The sequence below is a fragment of the Aquitalea pelogenes genome, from assembly GCF_001515305.1.
GTDB classification, from domain to species: domain Bacteria; phylum Pseudomonadota; class Gammaproteobacteria; order Burkholderiales; family Chromobacteriaceae; genus Aquitalea; species Aquitalea pelogenes.
Map to the genome: position 1 here is coordinate 17,238 of NZ_LNQV01000001.1, position 17,092 is coordinate 34,329.

Consider the following 17,092-nt stretch of genomic DNA (forward strand, 5'->3'; position numbering starts at 1 on the left):
AACCGCCCGTCAGCATCTGCCGGCGGGCGGGTGGATGGACAAACCGTGACGGGCTTACAGGCTGCCGTGGAAGGTACGGTTGATCACATCCAGTTGCTGTTCACGCGTCAGTTTGACGAAGTTCACCGCATAGCCGGACACGCGGATGGTGAGCTGCGGGTACAGCTCCGGGTGCTCCATCGCGTCCAGCAGGGTTTCGCGGCGGAACACGTTCACATTCACATGGAAACCGCCAGCTGCGGCAAAGCCGTCCAGACAATGCGACAGATTGGCAACGCGATCCTGTGCGGTATGGCCCAGCGCATCCGGCGTGGCCGATGCGGTCCAGCTGATGCCATCCAGCGCCGCGGCATACGGCAGCTTGGCCACCGAGGCTCCGGCCGCAACAAAGCCATGCACGTCCCGACCGTTCATCGGATTGGCACCCGGCGCAAACGGCTCGCCAGCACGACGCCCGCACGGGGTGTTACCGGTTTTCTTGCCATACACCACATTGGAGGTAATGGTGAGCACCGACTGGGTGGGCGTGGCATTACGGTAGAAATACGGCTGGGCCTTGATCTTGTTCATGAAGGTTTCAGTCAGCCACACCGCCATGCTGTCCACCCGGTCATCGTTATTGCCATAGGCCGGGTAGTCGCCCTCGATGCGGTAGTCCACCGCCAGACCGTCTTCATTGCGGATGACATGTACGCGCGCATGCTTGATGGCCGACAGCGAATCCGCTGCCACCGACAGCCCGGCAATGCCGCAGGCCATGGTGCGCAGGATGTCACGGTCGTGCAGCGCCATTTCGATGCGCTCGTATGCGTATTTGTCGTGCATGTAATGGATGCAGTTGAGCGCCTTCACATAAGTGGCGGCCAGCCAGTCCATCATCTTGTCGAACCTGGCCATCACCGTGTCAAAGTCCAGCACATCATCGGTAATCGGCTCGAAGCCATGCGCCACCACGGCACCGCTCTTTTCATCCCGACCACCGTTGATGGCATACAGCATGGCCTTGGCCAGGTTGGCGCGGGCACCAAAGAACTGCATCTGCTTGCCGATACGCATGGCCGACACGCAGCAGGCAATGCCGTAATCGTCGCCCCAGTAAGGCCGCATCAGGTCGTCGTTTTCGTACTGGATGGAGCTGGTGTCGATGGACACCTTGGCGCAGAAGTCCTTGAAACCCTGCGGCAATGCGGTAGACCACAATACGGTAAGGTTGGGCTCTGGCGCCGGGCCCAGGTTGTACAGGGTATTGAGGAAGCGGAAGCTGTTCTTGCTGACCAGTGTGCGGCCATCCTCGCCCATGCCGCCAATGGATTCGGTCACCCAGGTAGGGTCGCCGGAGAACAGCTGGTCGTATTCCGGGGTGCGCAGGAAGCGCACGATACGCAGCTTGATCACCAGATCATCAATCAGTTCCTGCGCCTGTGTTTCGGTCAGTACACCGGCGGCCAGATCACGCTCGATATAGATGTCGAGGAAGGTGGCAATGCGGCCCAGCGACATGGCAGCACCGTTCTGCTCCTTCACCGCAGCCAGATAGGCAAAGTAGGTCCATTGCACGGCTTCGCGCGCATTCACCGCCGGACGGCTGATGTCATAACCGTACTTGGCCGCCATTTCGCGCAGCTCGTCCAGCGCGCGGAATTGTTCGGACAGTTCTTCACGCTGACGCAGCACATCTTCGGTGAAGACGGCGCCGTCCAGTTCGTGGAAGGCTTGCTGGCGTTCCTTGCGCAGGAAATCGGTACCGTACAGGGCGACACGGCGATAGTCGCCGATGATGCGGCCACGGCCATAGGCATCCGGCAGACCGGTGATGATCCCGGATTTACGCGCGGCCAGAATTTCCGGGGTATAGGTATCGAATACACCCTGGTTATGGCTCTTGCGGTATTTGCTCCAGACTTCCTTGATTACCGGGTCCAGGGTAAAGCCATAGGCAGCCAGCCCGGCTTCCACCATGCGCAAACCACCGTTTGGCATGATGGCGCGCTTGAGCGGGGCATCGGTTTGCAGGCCGACAATCAGTTCCAGCTTGGGATCGATATAGCCCGCATCGTGAGCGGTAATGGAAGTGCCACGGTCAGCCGACACATCCAGCACGCCCTTTTCCCGCTCCTGTTTCAGCAATTCGCCCAGCGCAGCCCACAAGGCCTGGGTACGCTCGGTAGCGCCAGCCAGGAACGTGGCATCGCCAGCATACGGTTGGTAATTGAGCTGGATGAAGTTGCGTACATCGACGCGGTTTTGCCAGTCACCGGCGGCAAAACTCCGCCAAGGGTCTGCCTGTACGGCTTGTTGAGCAATCGATTCCATGACTATCTCCTGAGTTGAAGCCCGAAATGTTCTCTATGGAAACAATACTACATTCGATATCGAAAATAAGAGCTTGATGCAGATCAAACTAAGACCGCGCAAAGCACCCTGACTGGCCAATAGGGAAAATCCAGCCCCCGCCAGAGCGGCAAGACATCAGTCAACACACAATCAGACTTGTTGATAATCAACACCATAGCAGCAAAACAGGCAAAGTGCCTGCCTTGCCGCCGCCCCTGCCGTCTTTTGCCGCCAAAGCCACAAGCACCGGCAGCAACCGCAAAGCGTTCCCGTGCACAGAATAAGGCCACTGCACAATGAACAGGCCAGAATGTTCGATTTCAAACATTCATGTTTTTCATAGTGAATGTTGCTTACAGGTGATGCGCAACAATAAATGTAGTATTACTACAGTCAAAAAGGAACTCTTGCCGCCCCAGACACTCTGCCATCGTTCACAGCACCAGGAGCCATCATGATCCCGCACAGAAAAGTCATGGCCATGACAGGACTTTGCCTGCTGACCGCCTGTAGCCAGCAACAAAGCGAACAGGCACAGCAAGCAGCCTCAGCCGCCATCGACGCAGCCCACAATAGCCTGCAAGCCAGCAGCGCACCGCTTGCCGCACTGCGCCAGCAGGCAAGCAATGTGACGGCAGAAGCCAAGCAGCACGCTGCAACACTGCTCACGGAGAACCCGGCACTGGGCAATGCCGTGGCCATCCTGAAACAGGCGTCAGACAAGGTGGATGCCAAGCAACAATGGCAGGCGCTGGAAAACAAGACAGGAAAGTACCCGGCCGACATCGGCCTGTACCAGACCGGCGTGGTGGCGGAGGCGTTGCGGCAACTGCTGGGCAGCAAATTTGCCGTGTTCCAGCAGAATATGCAGGTCAGCGGCCCGCTAAGCCGGGATCAGCTGCTTTATGTCAGCGGCAACAAGCCGCACGAAGGCGGCAGCGAGATGGCCTACCTGCTGCTGGACCCAGCCAGCAGGCAGCTGGAAGTCGGCCTCATCGAACAAGGGAAACTGACGGTGTATCGAAGCGGCCCGGCCCTGTATCGCCCGGCGGAAATCACCACCATGCTGAGCAATATCGATGGTCAGCCCTGACAACGACCGGCAGCGCTAACGCGCCAGCCCGCGGGGCCACAGTCGGCCGGTGTCCTGCATATACTGGCGATAGGCATCACCCAGCCACTGCAGCAACAGGCCCTCCTCCCGCCTTACACTGCGCCCATAGCTGAACAACAGGGCAAGCACACCGCCACTGCCCGCCAAGCCATCCTGCACCAGCAGGAACTGAGCCAGCGCCGCCAGCCACAGGGCCGCATACAGCGGATGGCGAATGCGCTGATAAACCCCGCCCGGCCATGGCTTGCGCTGTGCATTACCCGACAGCACATCAAGCTGACTACGCCAGAACAGCCAGCATGCATACGCCAGTATCAGGCAGCCCACCGGTCCGGCCAGTGGTGACAGTGCCAGCGAAAACCGGTGCGGCCAGCCCGGGAGCGAGACCAGCAAGGGCAGGATCACCATGCCAAGCAGCACAGGCCAGCGCAGGATGCACTGCCCCACCAGCAGCTGACTGCTACGCCGCAGCAATGGCCGGTATGCAAACCGCGTCAACACCATTACCCCCACTCCGCATAGCTGAACGATTGCCCACGACATGACATCACCTCGCTCATTTGTTAATGACAATCATTATCATTTACATGCACAATCATCGCAAGCAGATTTTATGGGATCAAATCCCCCCTCTGGGCTGATCGCACGGCAAGGGCGACTTTGCGGCAGGCTCTTGCTATTGTTGCTGGCAGCATCCGGCTTGTGCCCTTGCGTCCCGGAGAAAACCCATGCATGTCCGTCACCTGCTTATCCTTGCCTGCCTGATGCTGCCCCTGTCGGCGCAAGCTGCCGAACGCTGCCCTCAGGCTGCCCCACCCGGCATGCACGTCCTGCCCGGCCTGTGCGCCGAAATCATTGCCAGCGGCCTGAAAATGCCGCGTGGACTTGCCATCCTGCCGGACGGCAAGCTGCTGCTGACCGAAATGACACGCTGGGATGCCCCACAAGGCCGGCTGCTGCAACTGGAAGCCAGGAACGGCAGCTGGCAGCAGACTGTGCTCCTAACAGGGCTGGACCGTCCGCACGGCGTGGTGCAAGGACCGGATGGCAAGATTTACGTGGGTGAAGTGGGGCGCATCATCCGCTTTGACCTGGCAACGCCACAACAACGCGAAACCGTCATCAGCCTACCACTACGCCAGCGTCACCCGCTCACTACCTTTGCCCTGGCCGGCAATGGCGATCTCTACGTCAATATCGGCAGCTCATCCGACAATTGCGAAACCGCATCGCCAGCCGAACAGGCAAGCGGACGCTGCCCCGAAAGTGAGCAGGACCGGGCCGGCGTGGTGTGGCGCTATCACATCGATGACAATGGCAAAGTCAGCGATCTGGGCGTATTCGCCCGTGGCCTGCGCAACAGCATGGCACTGGGCGTGCATCCGCGCAGTGGCATCCTGCTGCAGGCAGAAAACAGCCGCGACGCCATCCAGCTGAAACTGCAGTTGCCCAACGACAATGAACTGCCACACGACGAGCTGAATCTGCTGCAGGCCGGCAAGCACTATGGCTGGCCCTTTTGCTACGACAAACAGGTGGCGGCACCGGAGTTTCCCGCCTACGACTGCAGTCAAACTACCCCTCCCTACCGCCTGTTACCCGCACATGCCGCGCCATTGGGACTGACCTGGTGGCTGGGGCCCAAGGCCGCGCCACGCTTTGCCGGCTGGCTGATTGTCGGCTTTCATGGCTATCGCCAGCATGGCCACCGCCTGATGGCCTACCCGACCGACCGCCAGGGCCTGCCCACCGGCCAGGGTCTGGAACTGATCGGCAACTGGAAAGACAGCAAAGGCCCCGGCGGCCCGGTTGAAATCCGTGCCGGCGCCGACGGCGCACTCTACATGACCGAAGACCGCCACGGCCAGTTGATCCGCCTGTATGCACGGCCCTGAACGGCAAGCGGCTTTTCCCCGGGCAGCAAAGCCCATATCATCGCTACATCCAACCTGCCACGGCCTGCCATGACCCAGCACCAGCAACAACAATGGACTGCCCTGCTCTCCACCCAGCGCTTCAAGGTGGTGCAAGGGGAAATCAAACCCACCCGTACCCCGGCTACCGATGAAGGCAGCGCAGGCTTGCGCAGCGACTTTCATATCGACCACGACCGGGTGGTGTTTTCCAGCGCCTTCCGCCGTCTGGGCCGCAAGACCCAGGTGCATCCACTGGCCCAGAACGACCACACCCACAACCGGCTGACGCACAGCGTGGAAGTGGCCAGCGTGGGCCGCAGCCTGGGTAACCGGGTGGGGGTGATGATGCAGCACGCCGGGGTCATGCCGCCCGGTTACAGCCCCTTCGATATTGGTGCGGTGGTGCAGGTGGCTTGCCTGGCGCACGACATCGGCAACCCGCCGTTTGGTCATACCGGCGAAGATGCCCTGCGCGACTGGTTCCGCGATGCGCGCAACGCGCATTTCCTCACCACACTGGATGCCGCCCAGCTGCGCGATGTACAAACCTATGAAGGCAATGCTCACGGCCTGCGCATGCTGGCCACACTGGAAATGTACAGCCACGAAGGCGGCATGCGCCTGACTGCCGCGGCACTGGGTGCGCTGATCAAGTATCCGTGGACATCAGATGCACCCAAGGCGCTTGCGCGCGACAAGTTCAACATCTATCGCACCGAACTGCCCTACTTCGAGCGCATTGCCACCGAGCTGCAATTACCGCGCAAGGGAGAACTGGAGTGGAGCCGCCATCCGCTGTCTTACCTGATGGAAGCGGCCGATGACATTTGCTATGCCATTCTTGACCTGGAAGATGCAGTCGAAATCGGCATTCTGGATGTACGGGAATTCGAAGGCCTGTTCGCCCGCTTTACCGAATACGAAAAGGTGTGGAACCTGCACGACGTGAAGCAGAAATGCGCCACCTTGCGCGGCATTGCCATTGGCCGCTGCGTGGCCGAAGTGGCGCAAAAATTCATGCTGCACCACAACGCATTGCTGGCCGGGGAATTCCCGGCCAAGGACCTGATCAACCTGACGGATGCCGAGGTTCAGGAAGCGCTGATTCAGGCCAAGGAGCTGGCCAGCAACAAGGTGTACCGCCACCGCACCAAGCTGGTGACCGAACTGGCGTCCTACCCCTGCGTCGCCACCATTCTGGATGTGCTGGTGCCAGCGGTACATGCCTATATCACCCGTGGTGCAGAACAGCTGACCCCGCGTCAGCACCTGGCCATGGGGCTGCTGGAGCAACACATCAAGCCAGAAGACAGCCTGTATCAGGCCTATATGAAAGTACTGGATTTTGTTGGCGGCATGACCGACAACTACGCCGCCAACCTGGCACGCGAAATCTCCGGTGTCGGCATTCTCTAATTTCCACCCCCGCTCAACCATCCGGACACCCACATGCCCACCACCCGCTTTTGCCTGATCCGCCACGGTGAAACCGACTGGAACCGCGAGCGCCGCCTGCAAGGCCATCTGGATATCCCGCTCAATGCCCGCGGCCTGCAGCAGGCCGAACAGCTGGCCCACGCACTGGCGCAGCAACAGCTGGAATTCAGCGCGCTGCATGTCAGCGAACTTACCCGGGCCCGCCAGACCGCCAGCGCCATCAGCCGTCGGCTCGGCCTGCCATTGCAAACCCATGCCGCGCTGAAAGAACGGCATTACGGTGCTTTTCAGGGACATACTTTCGAAGAAGCACGACAGCACATCCCCCACGTCTACCGGCTGCATCAGGAGCGGGATGTCCACTTCGACCTGCAAGGTGGTGAAAGCCTGCACGGCTTTCAGCAGCGCATCATGCAATACATGCAGCAACTGGCGGAACACTATGCGGGAAAGCAGATCCTGGTAGTAAGCCATGGCGGCGTGCTGGAAATGGTGCACCGTACCGCCAGCGGCAAGGGCCTGAGCGGAGCACGCGACTTTCCCATTCCGAATGCCGCACTCAACTGGATTCGCTATCGGGACGGCGAGTGGGAAATTGAAAAATGGGCAGACCAGTCCCATCTGGACAGCAGTCTGGACGAGCTGTAAGCCCGGCACTGACAGATTGCCCCTCCAGCCGCGACCAATACAAAAACCACCCGAGGAATGATCATGGACAAGCCAAGCTCCATCAGCGACGCCGACTGGCGCGCCCGGCTCAGCCCGGAACAATACCGCGTTGCCCGTCAGGGCGGCACCGAACGCCCGTTCAGCGGCGAACATTACCTGCGCACCGAGCGCGGCGATTACCATTGCATTTGCTGTGGCAGCCTGCTGTTTCACTCGGATACCAAGTTTGATGCAGGCTGCGGCTGGCCCAGTTTCTGGGCAGAAGCTGCCGGCGAGCGCATCAAGCGCCTGCGCGACACCTCGCACGGCACGCGGCAAGGCGGTCAGCAACTGGGAAGGCACCACGATGCGGTCGAAGTAGCGCGATACCGGCCGCAGGCAATCCACCGCCGACACGCCACCATCCTGAAAATCTTCCACTTGCTGCAATACCGGGTCCGGTGCGCGCGAGATGAATACATCACCCGGCAACAACAGCATGGGCAGGCGGTTGACATGGGCCACCGCAGCGGCAGTGACCAGATTGGTACAACCGGGGCCGATGGAGGTGCTGACCGCCATCATGCGGCGGCGAAAATGCGCCTTGGCATAGGCGGTAGCGGCCAGTGCCATGCCCTGCTCGTTGTGGGCGCGCAAGGTAGGCAGCACATCCTGCGCTGCCTGCAAGGCTTCGCCCAGACCGGCCACATTGCCGTGGCCGAATATGGCCCACACGCCGCCAAACAGCCGCTCCCGGCTGCCATCCGGCATGGTGACAAACTGCGCGGCCAGATAGCGCACCAGCGCCTGGGCCACGGTGAGACGTACGGTTTTCACATCCATTCTCCAGGGGGCGATGACATCAGCTGACCGGGCGGTGCCAGCATGACGTGATCGAGAGTAAGGAACAGCCTGCCACTACGATATAAGATTTCCGGATGATTGCAAATTATTTTTCATTTTAATTTTATTTTGAAAAACATTTTCCGCAAAGCAAACCATGCTTGCTAGGGAGACAGATAGGGCGAAGCCGACATGTTCTCTGCCAGATAAAGGCGGAATTCAGCCGCCCCGAATTCGCCTCCCTGCGGCAATACCCCCAGAGCTGCCAGCACATGTTGCAGGGCCTTGATGGCCTGGCCATCCGGGTCTTGATCAATCACCACATCCAGCAAACCCTGCTGCAAATATTGCCGGTGGTCGTCCGACAGCTCGTGTGTTACCCAGCACACCTTGTCGTGGATGGCATAGCGCCGCAACGCGGCCTCAATGCCGGGTGAGCCCGCCCCGCTATTGTAAATACCGGCAATCGGCCGACCCTGCTTGAAAGCATGACTGACCGCGGCATAGCAACGGTCGGCATCGTCATGGGTGGCGGTGGCCACCTGATCACACTGCAAATGGGGAAAGCGTTGTGCCAGCACCTCGGCACAACCGCTGGCACGCTCCAGATGGCCACGGTAGTCCGGCCGACTGGACAGCAACAGCACCCTGCCCGCTTGCGGACACAGACGGCCCAGCAGCCAGCCGGCAGTCCGCCCGGCAGCATGGTTGTCTATGCCCACATAGCGAGCCTGCGGCAGACCGGCCACATTACTCACCACCAACGCCACCTGCTCGCCGCGCTGGATGGCCGCTTGCATGGCCAGCTGCACAGCGGGAGTATCCGGTGCCGCCACAATCAGCCCCTGCCGTGGGTACGGCCGGGGACGCAAGGCGCGCACCATGGCGGCTTCATCCTTTTCCCCCAGCGTCTGCTGGTGCACTACTACCCGGCGGTCCAGCATCGGCAGTGCCGCTTGCAAGGCCTGCCGCAGCCGCCGAAAGAAGGGGGATTGGTTATCCGGCAACAGGATGTCCAGATGAATCAGCCCGTGGCGGGTATCCGGTAACAGCCGTGGCACCGCCAGCTCACGCGCAGCCGCTATCACCTTGGCGCGCGCCGTGGCCGAGACACTGCCTCGCTCGTTCAACACCCTGTCCACCGTGGCCACGCTGACGCCGGCAGCAGTGGCGATTTCGATGAAACGGGCTGTTTTCTTGCGCCGTGGCGGCTGGGTCATGCGTATGTCCCCTGGAGTCAAGCATTGTGGCAATCAGCCCACATTGACGATTTATCGTCAAATCAGCAACTGAAAAGCCTGCTTTCCTTCTCTAGAGTCAGCCTCATTACCACCTGCTGCAGCCCTTTTACCACAAGGATCTAACCCTTTGGCATCAGGTGCACTGCAACATGGCTATCAGGCAATACCACAACACATGGAGGACGACATGAAGATTGCGCTGGACCCGTACATGCACCGGCACCTCAGCCTGCCGGCGCTGTGCCGCAAGACGGCGGAGCTGGGCTACCGCCACATCGAGCTATCCCCACGCGCCGACCTGCTGCAATGGTGGGCCATGCCGCGTGCCAATGGCCAACGGCTGGCCGGTTTCAAGCAAGCCATGCGCGAACATGGCGTCAGCCTGGCCACGCTGCAACCGATGTACCGCTGGTCCAGCCCGTTTGAAGATGAACGTCAGGCGGCGATGAAATACTGGAAAAAAGCCATCGAAATTGCGGTGGAACTGGAATGCGACACCATGATTTCCGAATTCGGTCGGGGTGCATCGCCAGAGCGTTCCGTCGGGCTGGGTGCTGGCATCAATACTCCGGAGCAATGCGAAGCCGCCTTCTGGCGTTCTATGGACGAACTGGTGCCGATCTTCGAGCGCGAAGGCCTGCAGCTGTCGATCGAGCCACATCCTGAAGACTGGGTGGAAACCTTCCAGCCCGCACTGGACATCGTGCAGGTAATTGGTTCAGCCAATGTGAAGCTGTCCTATATCGCGCCACACACCTTCTATTACGGCGACGACATGGCCGCCATGCTGCGCGCCGCCGCGCCGGTACTGGCCCATGTACGTGTGGCCGACACCTTCAACCACAAGGCCTCATCCGGCCTGCGCTATATCGTCAATCCGCCCGGCGCCAATGTACGCGTGCATCAGCATCTGGATATCGGCCAGGGCGAAATCGACTGGGATGTGTTTTTTGCCACCCTGGCTGACATCGGTTTCGACGGTGTGCTGTCCTCCTGCGTGTTTGCCTGGGAAGAACGTGCTGACGACTCGTCCCGCTTCATGCTGGAGGAAATACGGCGCTATCTGGACCAGTACTTTCAACAAAAGTAGCCGCTACCCTCATTCACAGAAAGACCACCATGCGCCACAACATCCGCTTTGCCATCAACCGTATCAGCGCACCGCACCTGTCCTTTCCCGACTATCTGGCCATGTGCCGCCGACTGGGTGTGAGCGACATAGAAATCCGCAACGACCTGAACGGTGTGGAAATCAGCAATGGCACCCCGGCCGCACAGCTGCGCGCAGCTGCCGTCGAGGCGGACATCACCATCCGCACCATCAATGCGCTCTATCCTTTTGATGTGTTTGATACCGACCTGCAACAACGTGTCGTACAGCTGGCCGCCTATGCCCGCGACTGTGGTGCAGAGGCGCTGGTGATGTGCCCGCTCAACAGCCGCGATGACAGGCGCACTGACAGCCAGCGCCAGCAGGACCTTATCCATGCGCTCAAACAACTTAAGCCCATTCTGGACGACCACGGCATTACCGGACTGGTGGAGCCGCTGGGTTTCGAGGAATGTGCGCTGCGCCGCAAGTCCGAAGCAGTCACCGCCATCTACGCGGCGGCAGGTGAACGCCACTTCCGCCTGGTGCACGACACCTTCCACCACCATCTGGCCGGCGAAAACATTTTCTTCCCGGAACTGACCGGGCTGGTGCACATCTCCGGCGTGGAATCCACGACCCTGGCCAGCACAGAAATGCGTGACGGCCACCGCGTGCTGGTTGGCAGTGCCGACCGGCTGGGCAATATCCCGCAATTAAAGGAGCTGCTGGCCCGTGGCTACCAGGGCCTGGTGTCGTTCGAACCCTTTGCCAACGAGATCATGGAAGCGCCGGACAGCGAAGCCCTGCTGCGTAACAGCATGGATTACATCCGCCAGCAACTGGCCGGCTAAACCGGCAGATCACACAACAAGCAAGACCAAGGAGACAAACATGAGTTTAGCCATTGGTGTCATCGGCACCGGAGCCATCGGGCAGGACCACATCCGCCGCATCAGCCAGACCCTGTCCGGCGCAAGCGTGGTTGCCGTCAACGACATTAACCCCTTGCAAGCCGAGGCCACGGTAAAGCAATACCAGTTGGTCGCCAGCGTACACGACAGCGCCCAGGCGCTGATCAACGACCCGGCGGTGGAGGCGGTGCTGGTTACCTCCTGGGGCTCAAGCCATGAAGAATTTGTGCTGGCCGCCATTGCCGCCGGCAAACCGGTATTCTGCGAAAAACCGCTGGCCGTCACTGCCGAGGGCTGCATGCGCATCGTTAATGCTGAACTGGCACGTGGCAAACGGCTGGTGCAAGTTGGCTTCATGCGTCCCTATGACGCCGGATACCGTGCGCTCAAGCAAGTACTGCAGGAAGGTCGTATCGGTGCTCCGCTGATGCTGCACTGCGCTCATCGCAACCCCTCGGTGGGTGAGAACTACACCACACCGATGGCCATTACAGATACGCTGATTCACGAGCTGGACGTCCTGCGTTGGCTGCTGGACGAAGACTATGTCTCGGCGCAGGTGGTTTTCCCGCGCAAGAGCAGCCATGCGCTGCCGCATCTGGCCGACCCGCAGATCGTGTTGCTGGAAACCGTCAGCGGCGTGCGCATCGATGTGGAAATCTTCGTCAACTGCCAGTATGGCTATGACATCCAGTGCCAGATCGTGGGCGAAACCGGCATTGCCAGCCTGCCCGAACCGTCCAGCGTGCCGCTACGCAGCGCGGCCAGCTACTCCACCGCCATCCTCACTGACTGGAAGCAACGCTTCATCGCCGCTTACGACGTAGAGCTGCAAGCTTTCATCGACGGTGTGCAGGCCGGTTTTCTCACCGGCCCCTCCGCCTGGGATGGCTACGCTGCCGCCGTGGCTGCAGATGCCTGCGTGCTGGCACAGCAAAACGGTGCCGTGGTTGGCATCAGCATGCCGGAGCGTCCTGAGTTCTACTGATTTTTCCTGCGTTCTCTGCAGCACACTTCCTCGGACTTGCCACGGTGGCCAACAGCTACTGTGGCTTTTTTCATCGCACACTCAAGAATCCAAACGGCCCAAGTTAGGCAAACAAACATGTTCAACAAAAGTAGTGCCTGCCACCATCCAAGCCTGATGGAGATTGATGATATTTGCTCAACTCTTCCCTCATGACCCGATCAAAAAATCGAGGGGAAAATGCAATAAAAAACAGATACAAATACGAATAAGGAGTGATTAAACTGCGCGGATACAAACAAAGATCGGTAAAATTTTTATTTTTACTTCGATGATGATCGTGGTGCAAGGAATTACCATACAATAAAATAGCCTGTATCAAACAATCATGACTCCACGAGTATGAAGAAAACTGAAAATCCCCTTCAACTGCTGACAAGCCATAATGCTGCACATATGAAATAACACCATATGAAAGATGAACAAGAAAGATAGCAATGAGCCAAAGGAATGCTACTTTACTATTTGCACGAACAATGTAAATCCACAAAGCACACGATAGCAATAATCGCAAAATAATAAAAAATCGAACCAAACGTATATCACACAACACCAGCCGATTTAAATGCCACACATCACGCACAACCCAGATCGGCCTACACAATAGAAATCTGTAAACACTAACGCCAACATTCCCATAATCACTTGACCCATCATGTCCCTCCCTCACATGATGCGCCAGGTGATCCTCTTTAAAAATCGGAAACACAAACAAAATAAGCAAAGCTTCACAGTACAATTTAGTCAACACATCTTCACGATGAATCATTTCATGAAGAACCGGCAAATTCAAAGAAGCAACCAACCACAATGAGAAAAAGACAAATAAAGAAGATAGCACTGAAAAATCAACATATACAAATCTAATTAAAACATAATACATGGCAAACAAAGATACACATGGATACAAACATAGCGAAATATTAGCTACAGCTTTGTTCAGCCTACCGCGCACAATAATATCACCAGGGCGAAGAGGACCTATCAACTTGCTGACAATAGGAAATAAAACAAATACTAAAATAGCAAGCAAGAAATTGAGTGAAAGAATTGATTCCAACAATAGCAAGAATGGAATAAACAATGGAATGATGAAAATCATAGCTACACCAACATAAACCTAGTTGATGCACGAAAAAAGTCTGACTCCCCATTCGCCTCATAGATATTAGTTATACTCTCAATTCTTTTCTTAATCATTCTTTCACCAACATTTAGCTTCACAGCCATCCCTTCCACACTCAAACCACTACAAACCATTTTAACAATCAACAAATCCACATCTGAAAATTCAAAGTATTTCATAAAGTAGCTGCGTCGCAACTCAACAAAACAATCAAATATATAATAGCCATAAGAAACCAATATGGCCGACAGATTATTTAAATTAATCTTAGCATGACTACCTTGCAACTTTGACCATAGATAAAACACTGCAAACCTTACACCCACTCCATACTTACTATGCAATGGGATAATACAATAATTTTTATAGCCGCTTTCATTCAAATAACGCACCATATCTTGCTGAGCAAGATTCAAGTCATCCTCATTTATTTTATCGAATGGCACAATCCTTTGCTGCGCATGTAAAAAAAATGGATCTATGCCATCCCAATGCCGACGCTCGTACTCATCACACACAGCATGTTGACCACCAGATAAATAATCAAAAACTGGATTTTCACCGTGAAAATTACTCACCAACTTAAAGACAAAACCGTCAACGAAAAAAACATTTAAGTCGGTTCGTATCTTTCTTATCAAATCATTCGCATCGAGCACTTCAGAAAAATCGAACAATTGATTATTCAAGCTGTTTATCAGATCCATCAGCATTCTCCATCCTGATCGTCGACACCACTAACTCGCCACAACTACACTCGGCCAATATCATCCAAAAAAATTGTTGGCATTGTTCACAACAAATACGATGTAGGTAATTGGGTTCTAGCAGTTCGAAATCATCAATGAACTGAGATTTACAATAAGGGCAATAAAATTCCATTTGTAATTCCAATTAAAATTCCAATGGAATTTATCACAGTTAGCTTTTATGCAAATAATGATTGTCCCTATCAAAATAACTGCCAGCACCAGTTGACTTCTGCTTGCCAGGCTGGATACGCACGCGCATGCCAGCACTATCTGCAAAGTCACGTGGCAGAGCGCTGGAGACATCCGAGCCTCCATCTGCGACAAGCAGAGACTCCGTGGCTTGATACGGCGATGCATCTGATGCTGCGCTTCTGCGGAAGCGGGGCAGGCCAGATCTGATGTGTTGGAAAATATATTTCCAAAAAATTATTTTCAGAATTTTTTTTCTAACATATACTCATCAGCAAAGCAGACCAGCCCGCAGCACGGTTGGCCAACAACACGTATGAGGAGACAGCAATGACCGCAGTAGCCCTGTTCGGTGCCGGCCGTATCGGCAAGATCCACGCCGCCAACCTGGCCGCCCAGCCCGGTGCACGCCTGAAGTATGTCGTCGACACCCACCAGCCTTCGGCGCAGGAACTGGCGGCGCAATACGGCGCCAGCGTAAGCGATATTGACAGCGCACTGGCCGACCCGGAAGTCGGCGCAGTCGTCATTGCCTCCAGTACCGATACCCATGCCGACCTCATCCTGCGTGCTGCGGCGCATGGCAAGGCCATCTTCTGCGAAAAGCCGGTGGACCTGACGCTGGAACGCGCACGCCAGTGTGCCGCTGCGGTGAAAGAAGCAGGCGTGGCCTGCCTGATCGGCTTCCAGCGCCGCTACGACCCTACTTTTGCCGCAGTGAAAGCGCGCATTGAAGCCGGGGAAATCGGCCAGCCGGAAGTGCTGGTGGTAACCAGCCGCGACCCGGGTGCGCCGCCGGTGGACTACATCAAGCGCTCCGGCGGCATTTTCAAGGACATGCTGATTCACGACTTCGACATCTGCCGCTGGATTCTGGCTGACGAAGCCGTCAGCGTGCAGGCCACGGCCAGTGTGCTGACCGACCCGGCCATTGGTGAGGCAGGAGACGCCGACACCACCGCGGTGACCATCCGTACCCGCTCCGGCCGCCTGTGCCAGATCAACACCAGCCGCCGCGCTGCCTATGGTTACGACCAGCGCTTTGAAGTGCTGGGCAGCCTGGGCATGTTGCAGGCCGGCAATCACCGCCCTACCGAAGTGACTGCCTATGGTGGCCAGCAAGTCAGCACCGATCTGCCGGAACACTTTTTCCTGGAACGCTACCGTGCTGCCTATGCGCTGGAAATGGCGCATTTCTTTGACGTGGTACAGCGCGGCGTCACCCCGCGCACCACGGTGGAAGACGGCGTCAAGGCACTGGAGCTGGCCGATGCGGCCACCCGCTCCTGGCAGGAAAACCGCCTGATCAGCCTGTAAGCCTTCCCTTCCTCTATCACATGCCCGCCGCCATTTTGCCGGTGGGCAGGGAGAAGTCATGTCTGAACTCAATATCGGCATTGTCGGCCTGGGCCGGCTGGGCTGCCGTCATGCGCTCAATCTGCGCGACCGCATTCGTGGTGCCCGGCTGGTGGCAGCCTGCTCACCGGTCGATGAAGAACTGGGCTGGGCGGCAGAGCACCTGCCCGGCGTCCACCGCCACCACACGCTGGAGGCCATGCTGGCCGAGCCTGATGTCGAGGCCGTTTTCCTGGTCACCCCCACCGCGCTGCATGCCCAGCAGATCATCGCCTGCCTGCGTGCGGGCAAGCATGTGTTCTGCGAAAAGCCGCTGGCCTTGAATGTGGAAGATTGTCAGAAGGTGGAGGCTGTGGCTGCCGATTATCCGCAGCTCAAGGCCATGGTGGGTTTTGTACGCCGCTTTGATGCCAGCTATCAGGATGCAGCGGAAAAACTGCAACAAGGCCTGGTAGGCCAGCCCTATCTGTTGCGCTCGCAAACCTGCGACCTGAACGACGAAAACGGCTTTTTCGTCAAATTTGCCCCCAGCAGCGGCGGCATTTTCATGGATTGCAGCATTCACGATATCGACCTGGCGCGCTGGCTGCTGGGTTCGCCCCAACCGCTACGCGTCTGGGCCACCGGCACCAATGCCTTGCACCCGGCACTGGCCGATTGCGGTGACGTGGACAATGGCGTGGCCATGCTGGAGTTTGCCGATGGCAAGCTGGCCTGCTTCTATGCCTCGCGCACCCAGGCGCATGGCCACGAAACCCTGACCGAAATCTTTGCCACCGCCGGAAGGCTGACCGTGGGTGCCAACCCACGCGCCAACCGGGTGGACATCAGCGATGCCCATGGCATGCGCAATGAATGCGTGCAGGATTTCTACCAGCGCTTTGCCGAGGCCTTTGTCAGCGAAGCCCAGCACTTTGTCGATGCCGTGCTGCACGATCAGCCCTTGGCACTGAGCCTGGCCGATGCCACCGAAGCCACCCGCATTGGCCTGGCCATCACCCAGGCCCTGCGCAGCAAGCAGGTAGTGGAGCTGTAAACCGACACGCGCTTAATGGCGGCAGATGATCGCCCCCTCTCGCTTTCTGCTCCTTCTCAGGGAAAGGGC

General features: G+C 57.6%; 15 protein-coding genes and 2 pseudogenes. 10 read left to right on the forward strand and 7 right to left on the reverse strand.

Annotated elements, in window-relative coordinates; all coding sequences use genetic code 11:
- Positions 1-54: 54 nt before the first annotated feature.
- Positions 55-2,313 (reverse strand): formate C-acetyltransferase, encoded by a 2,259-nt coding sequence (pflB, locus tag AWT75_RS00110; protein WP_062785890.1) that lies wholly within the window; start codon positions 2,311-2,313, stop codon positions 55-57.
- A 187-nt stretch (positions 2,314-2,500) separates the two neighbouring features.
- Positions 2,501-2,662 (reverse strand): hypothetical protein, encoded by a 162-nt coding sequence (locus tag AWT75_RS21605; protein WP_161937707.1) that lies wholly within the window; start codon positions 2,660-2,662, stop codon positions 2,501-2,503.
- A 126-nt stretch (positions 2,663-2,788) separates the two neighbouring features.
- Here AWT75_RS21605 and AWT75_RS00115 point away from each other — a divergent pair, with 126 nt between their 5' ends.
- Complete coding sequence (locus AWT75_RS00115; protein ID WP_153013187.1) at positions 2,789-3,427, forward strand: hypothetical protein; 639 nt, start codon at positions 2,789-2,791, stop codon at positions 3,425-3,427.
- Positions 3,428-3,442: 15 nt separating this feature from the next.
- On the opposite strand, the gene AWT75_RS00120 is transcribed toward AWT75_RS00115, so the two are convergent.
- Complete coding sequence (locus AWT75_RS00120; RefSeq protein ID WP_153013188.1) at positions 3,443-3,991, reverse strand: hypothetical protein; 549 nt, start codon at positions 3,989-3,991, stop codon at positions 3,443-3,445.
- Positions 3,992-4,176: 185 nt separating this feature from the next.
- On the opposite strand from AWT75_RS00120, the gene AWT75_RS00125 reads away from it, so the two are divergent.
- The 4 genes and pseudogenes from AWT75_RS00125 to AWT75_RS00140 form a co-directional block, all read left to right on the forward strand.
- Positions 4,177-5,343, forward strand: coding sequence for a PQQ-dependent sugar dehydrogenase (locus AWT75_RS00125; protein ID WP_082695867.1), 1,167 nt, complete (start codon positions 4,177-4,179; stop codon positions 5,341-5,343).
- Positions 5,344-5,412: 69 nt separating this feature from the next.
- Positions 5,413-6,780 (forward strand): deoxyguanosinetriphosphate triphosphohydrolase, encoded by a 1,368-nt coding sequence (locus AWT75_RS00130; RefSeq protein ID WP_045845080.1) that lies wholly within the window; start codon positions 5,413-5,415, stop codon positions 6,778-6,780.
- A gap of 33 nt (positions 6,781-6,813) precedes the next feature.
- Positions 6,814-7,449, forward strand: coding sequence for a histidine phosphatase family protein (locus tag AWT75_RS00135; protein WP_062785903.1), 636 nt, complete (start codon positions 6,814-6,816; stop codon positions 7,447-7,449).
- A gap of 63 nt (positions 7,450-7,512) precedes the next feature.
- Positions 7,513-7,725: pseudogene (locus AWT75_RS00140) on the forward strand (peptide-methionine (R)-S-oxide reductase); the annotation flags it as partial.
- 225 nt (positions 7,726-7,950) lie between these two features.
- On the opposite strand, the pseudogene AWT75_RS20615 reads toward AWT75_RS00140, so the two are convergent.
- Positions 7,951-8,292 (reverse strand): annotated as a pseudogene (locus AWT75_RS20615) (thiamine pyrophosphate-binding protein); the annotation flags it as partial.
- A gap of 164 nt (positions 8,293-8,456) precedes the next feature.
- On the reverse strand, positions 8,457-9,512 hold the full coding sequence (locus AWT75_RS00145; RefSeq protein ID WP_045846026.1) for a LacI family DNA-binding transcriptional regulator: 1,056 nt from the start codon (positions 9,510-9,512) through the stop codon (positions 8,457-8,459).
- 208 nt (positions 9,513-9,720) lie between these two features.
- Between AWT75_RS00145 and AWT75_RS00150 the strand changes: the two genes are divergently transcribed.
- From AWT75_RS00150 to iolG (AWT75_RS00160), 3 genes are read left to right on the forward strand one after another with little or no spacing between them, the layout of a single operon-like run.
- A complete protein-coding gene (locus AWT75_RS00150) occupies positions 9,721-10,623 on the forward strand; it encodes a sugar phosphate isomerase/epimerase family protein (RefSeq protein ID WP_062786257.1) in 903 nt (300 codons plus the stop codon).
- Positions 10,624-10,652: 29 nt separating this feature from the next.
- The gene (locus AWT75_RS00155) at positions 10,653-11,477 is read left to right on the forward strand and encodes a TIM barrel protein (protein WP_062785906.1); all 825 of its coding nucleotides are present in this window, start codon (positions 10,653-10,655) and stop codon (positions 11,475-11,477) included.
- Between the two features lie 40 nt (positions 11,478-11,517).
- The gene (iolG, locus tag AWT75_RS00160) at positions 11,518-12,525 is read left to right on the forward strand and encodes a bifunctional inositol 2-dehydrogenase/D-chiro-inositol 1-dehydrogenase (RefSeq protein WP_062785909.1); all 1,008 of its coding nucleotides are present in this window, start codon (positions 11,518-11,520) and stop codon (positions 12,523-12,525) included.
- Positions 12,526-12,646: 121 nt separating this feature from the next.
- Here the strand turns inward: iolG (AWT75_RS00160) and AWT75_RS20620 are convergent, their stop codons facing one another.
- Positions 12,647-13,666, reverse strand: a complete 1,020-nt coding sequence (locus AWT75_RS20620; RefSeq protein ID WP_082695868.1) for a fatty acid desaturase — start codon at positions 13,664-13,666, stop codon at positions 12,647-12,649.
- Between the two features lie 2 nt (positions 13,667-13,668).
- On the reverse strand, positions 13,669-14,397 hold the full coding sequence (locus AWT75_RS00165) for a hypothetical protein (protein WP_153013189.1): 729 nt from the start codon (positions 14,395-14,397) through the stop codon (positions 13,669-13,671).
- A gap of 564 nt (positions 14,398-14,961) precedes the next feature.
- On the opposite strand from AWT75_RS00165, the gene iolG (AWT75_RS00170) reads away from it, so the two are divergent.
- Together iolG (AWT75_RS00170) and AWT75_RS00175 are read left to right on the forward strand one after the other, a co-directional pair.
- Complete coding sequence (gene iolG, locus AWT75_RS00170; RefSeq protein WP_062785916.1) at positions 14,962-15,948, forward strand: inositol 2-dehydrogenase; 987 nt, start codon at positions 14,962-14,964, stop codon at positions 15,946-15,948.
- A 58-nt stretch (positions 15,949-16,006) separates the two neighbouring features.
- Complete coding sequence (locus tag AWT75_RS00175) at positions 16,007-17,023, forward strand: Gfo/Idh/MocA family oxidoreductase (RefSeq protein ID WP_062785920.1); 1,017 nt, start codon at positions 16,007-16,009, stop codon at positions 17,021-17,023.
- Positions 17,024-17,092: the final 69 nt, after the last annotated feature.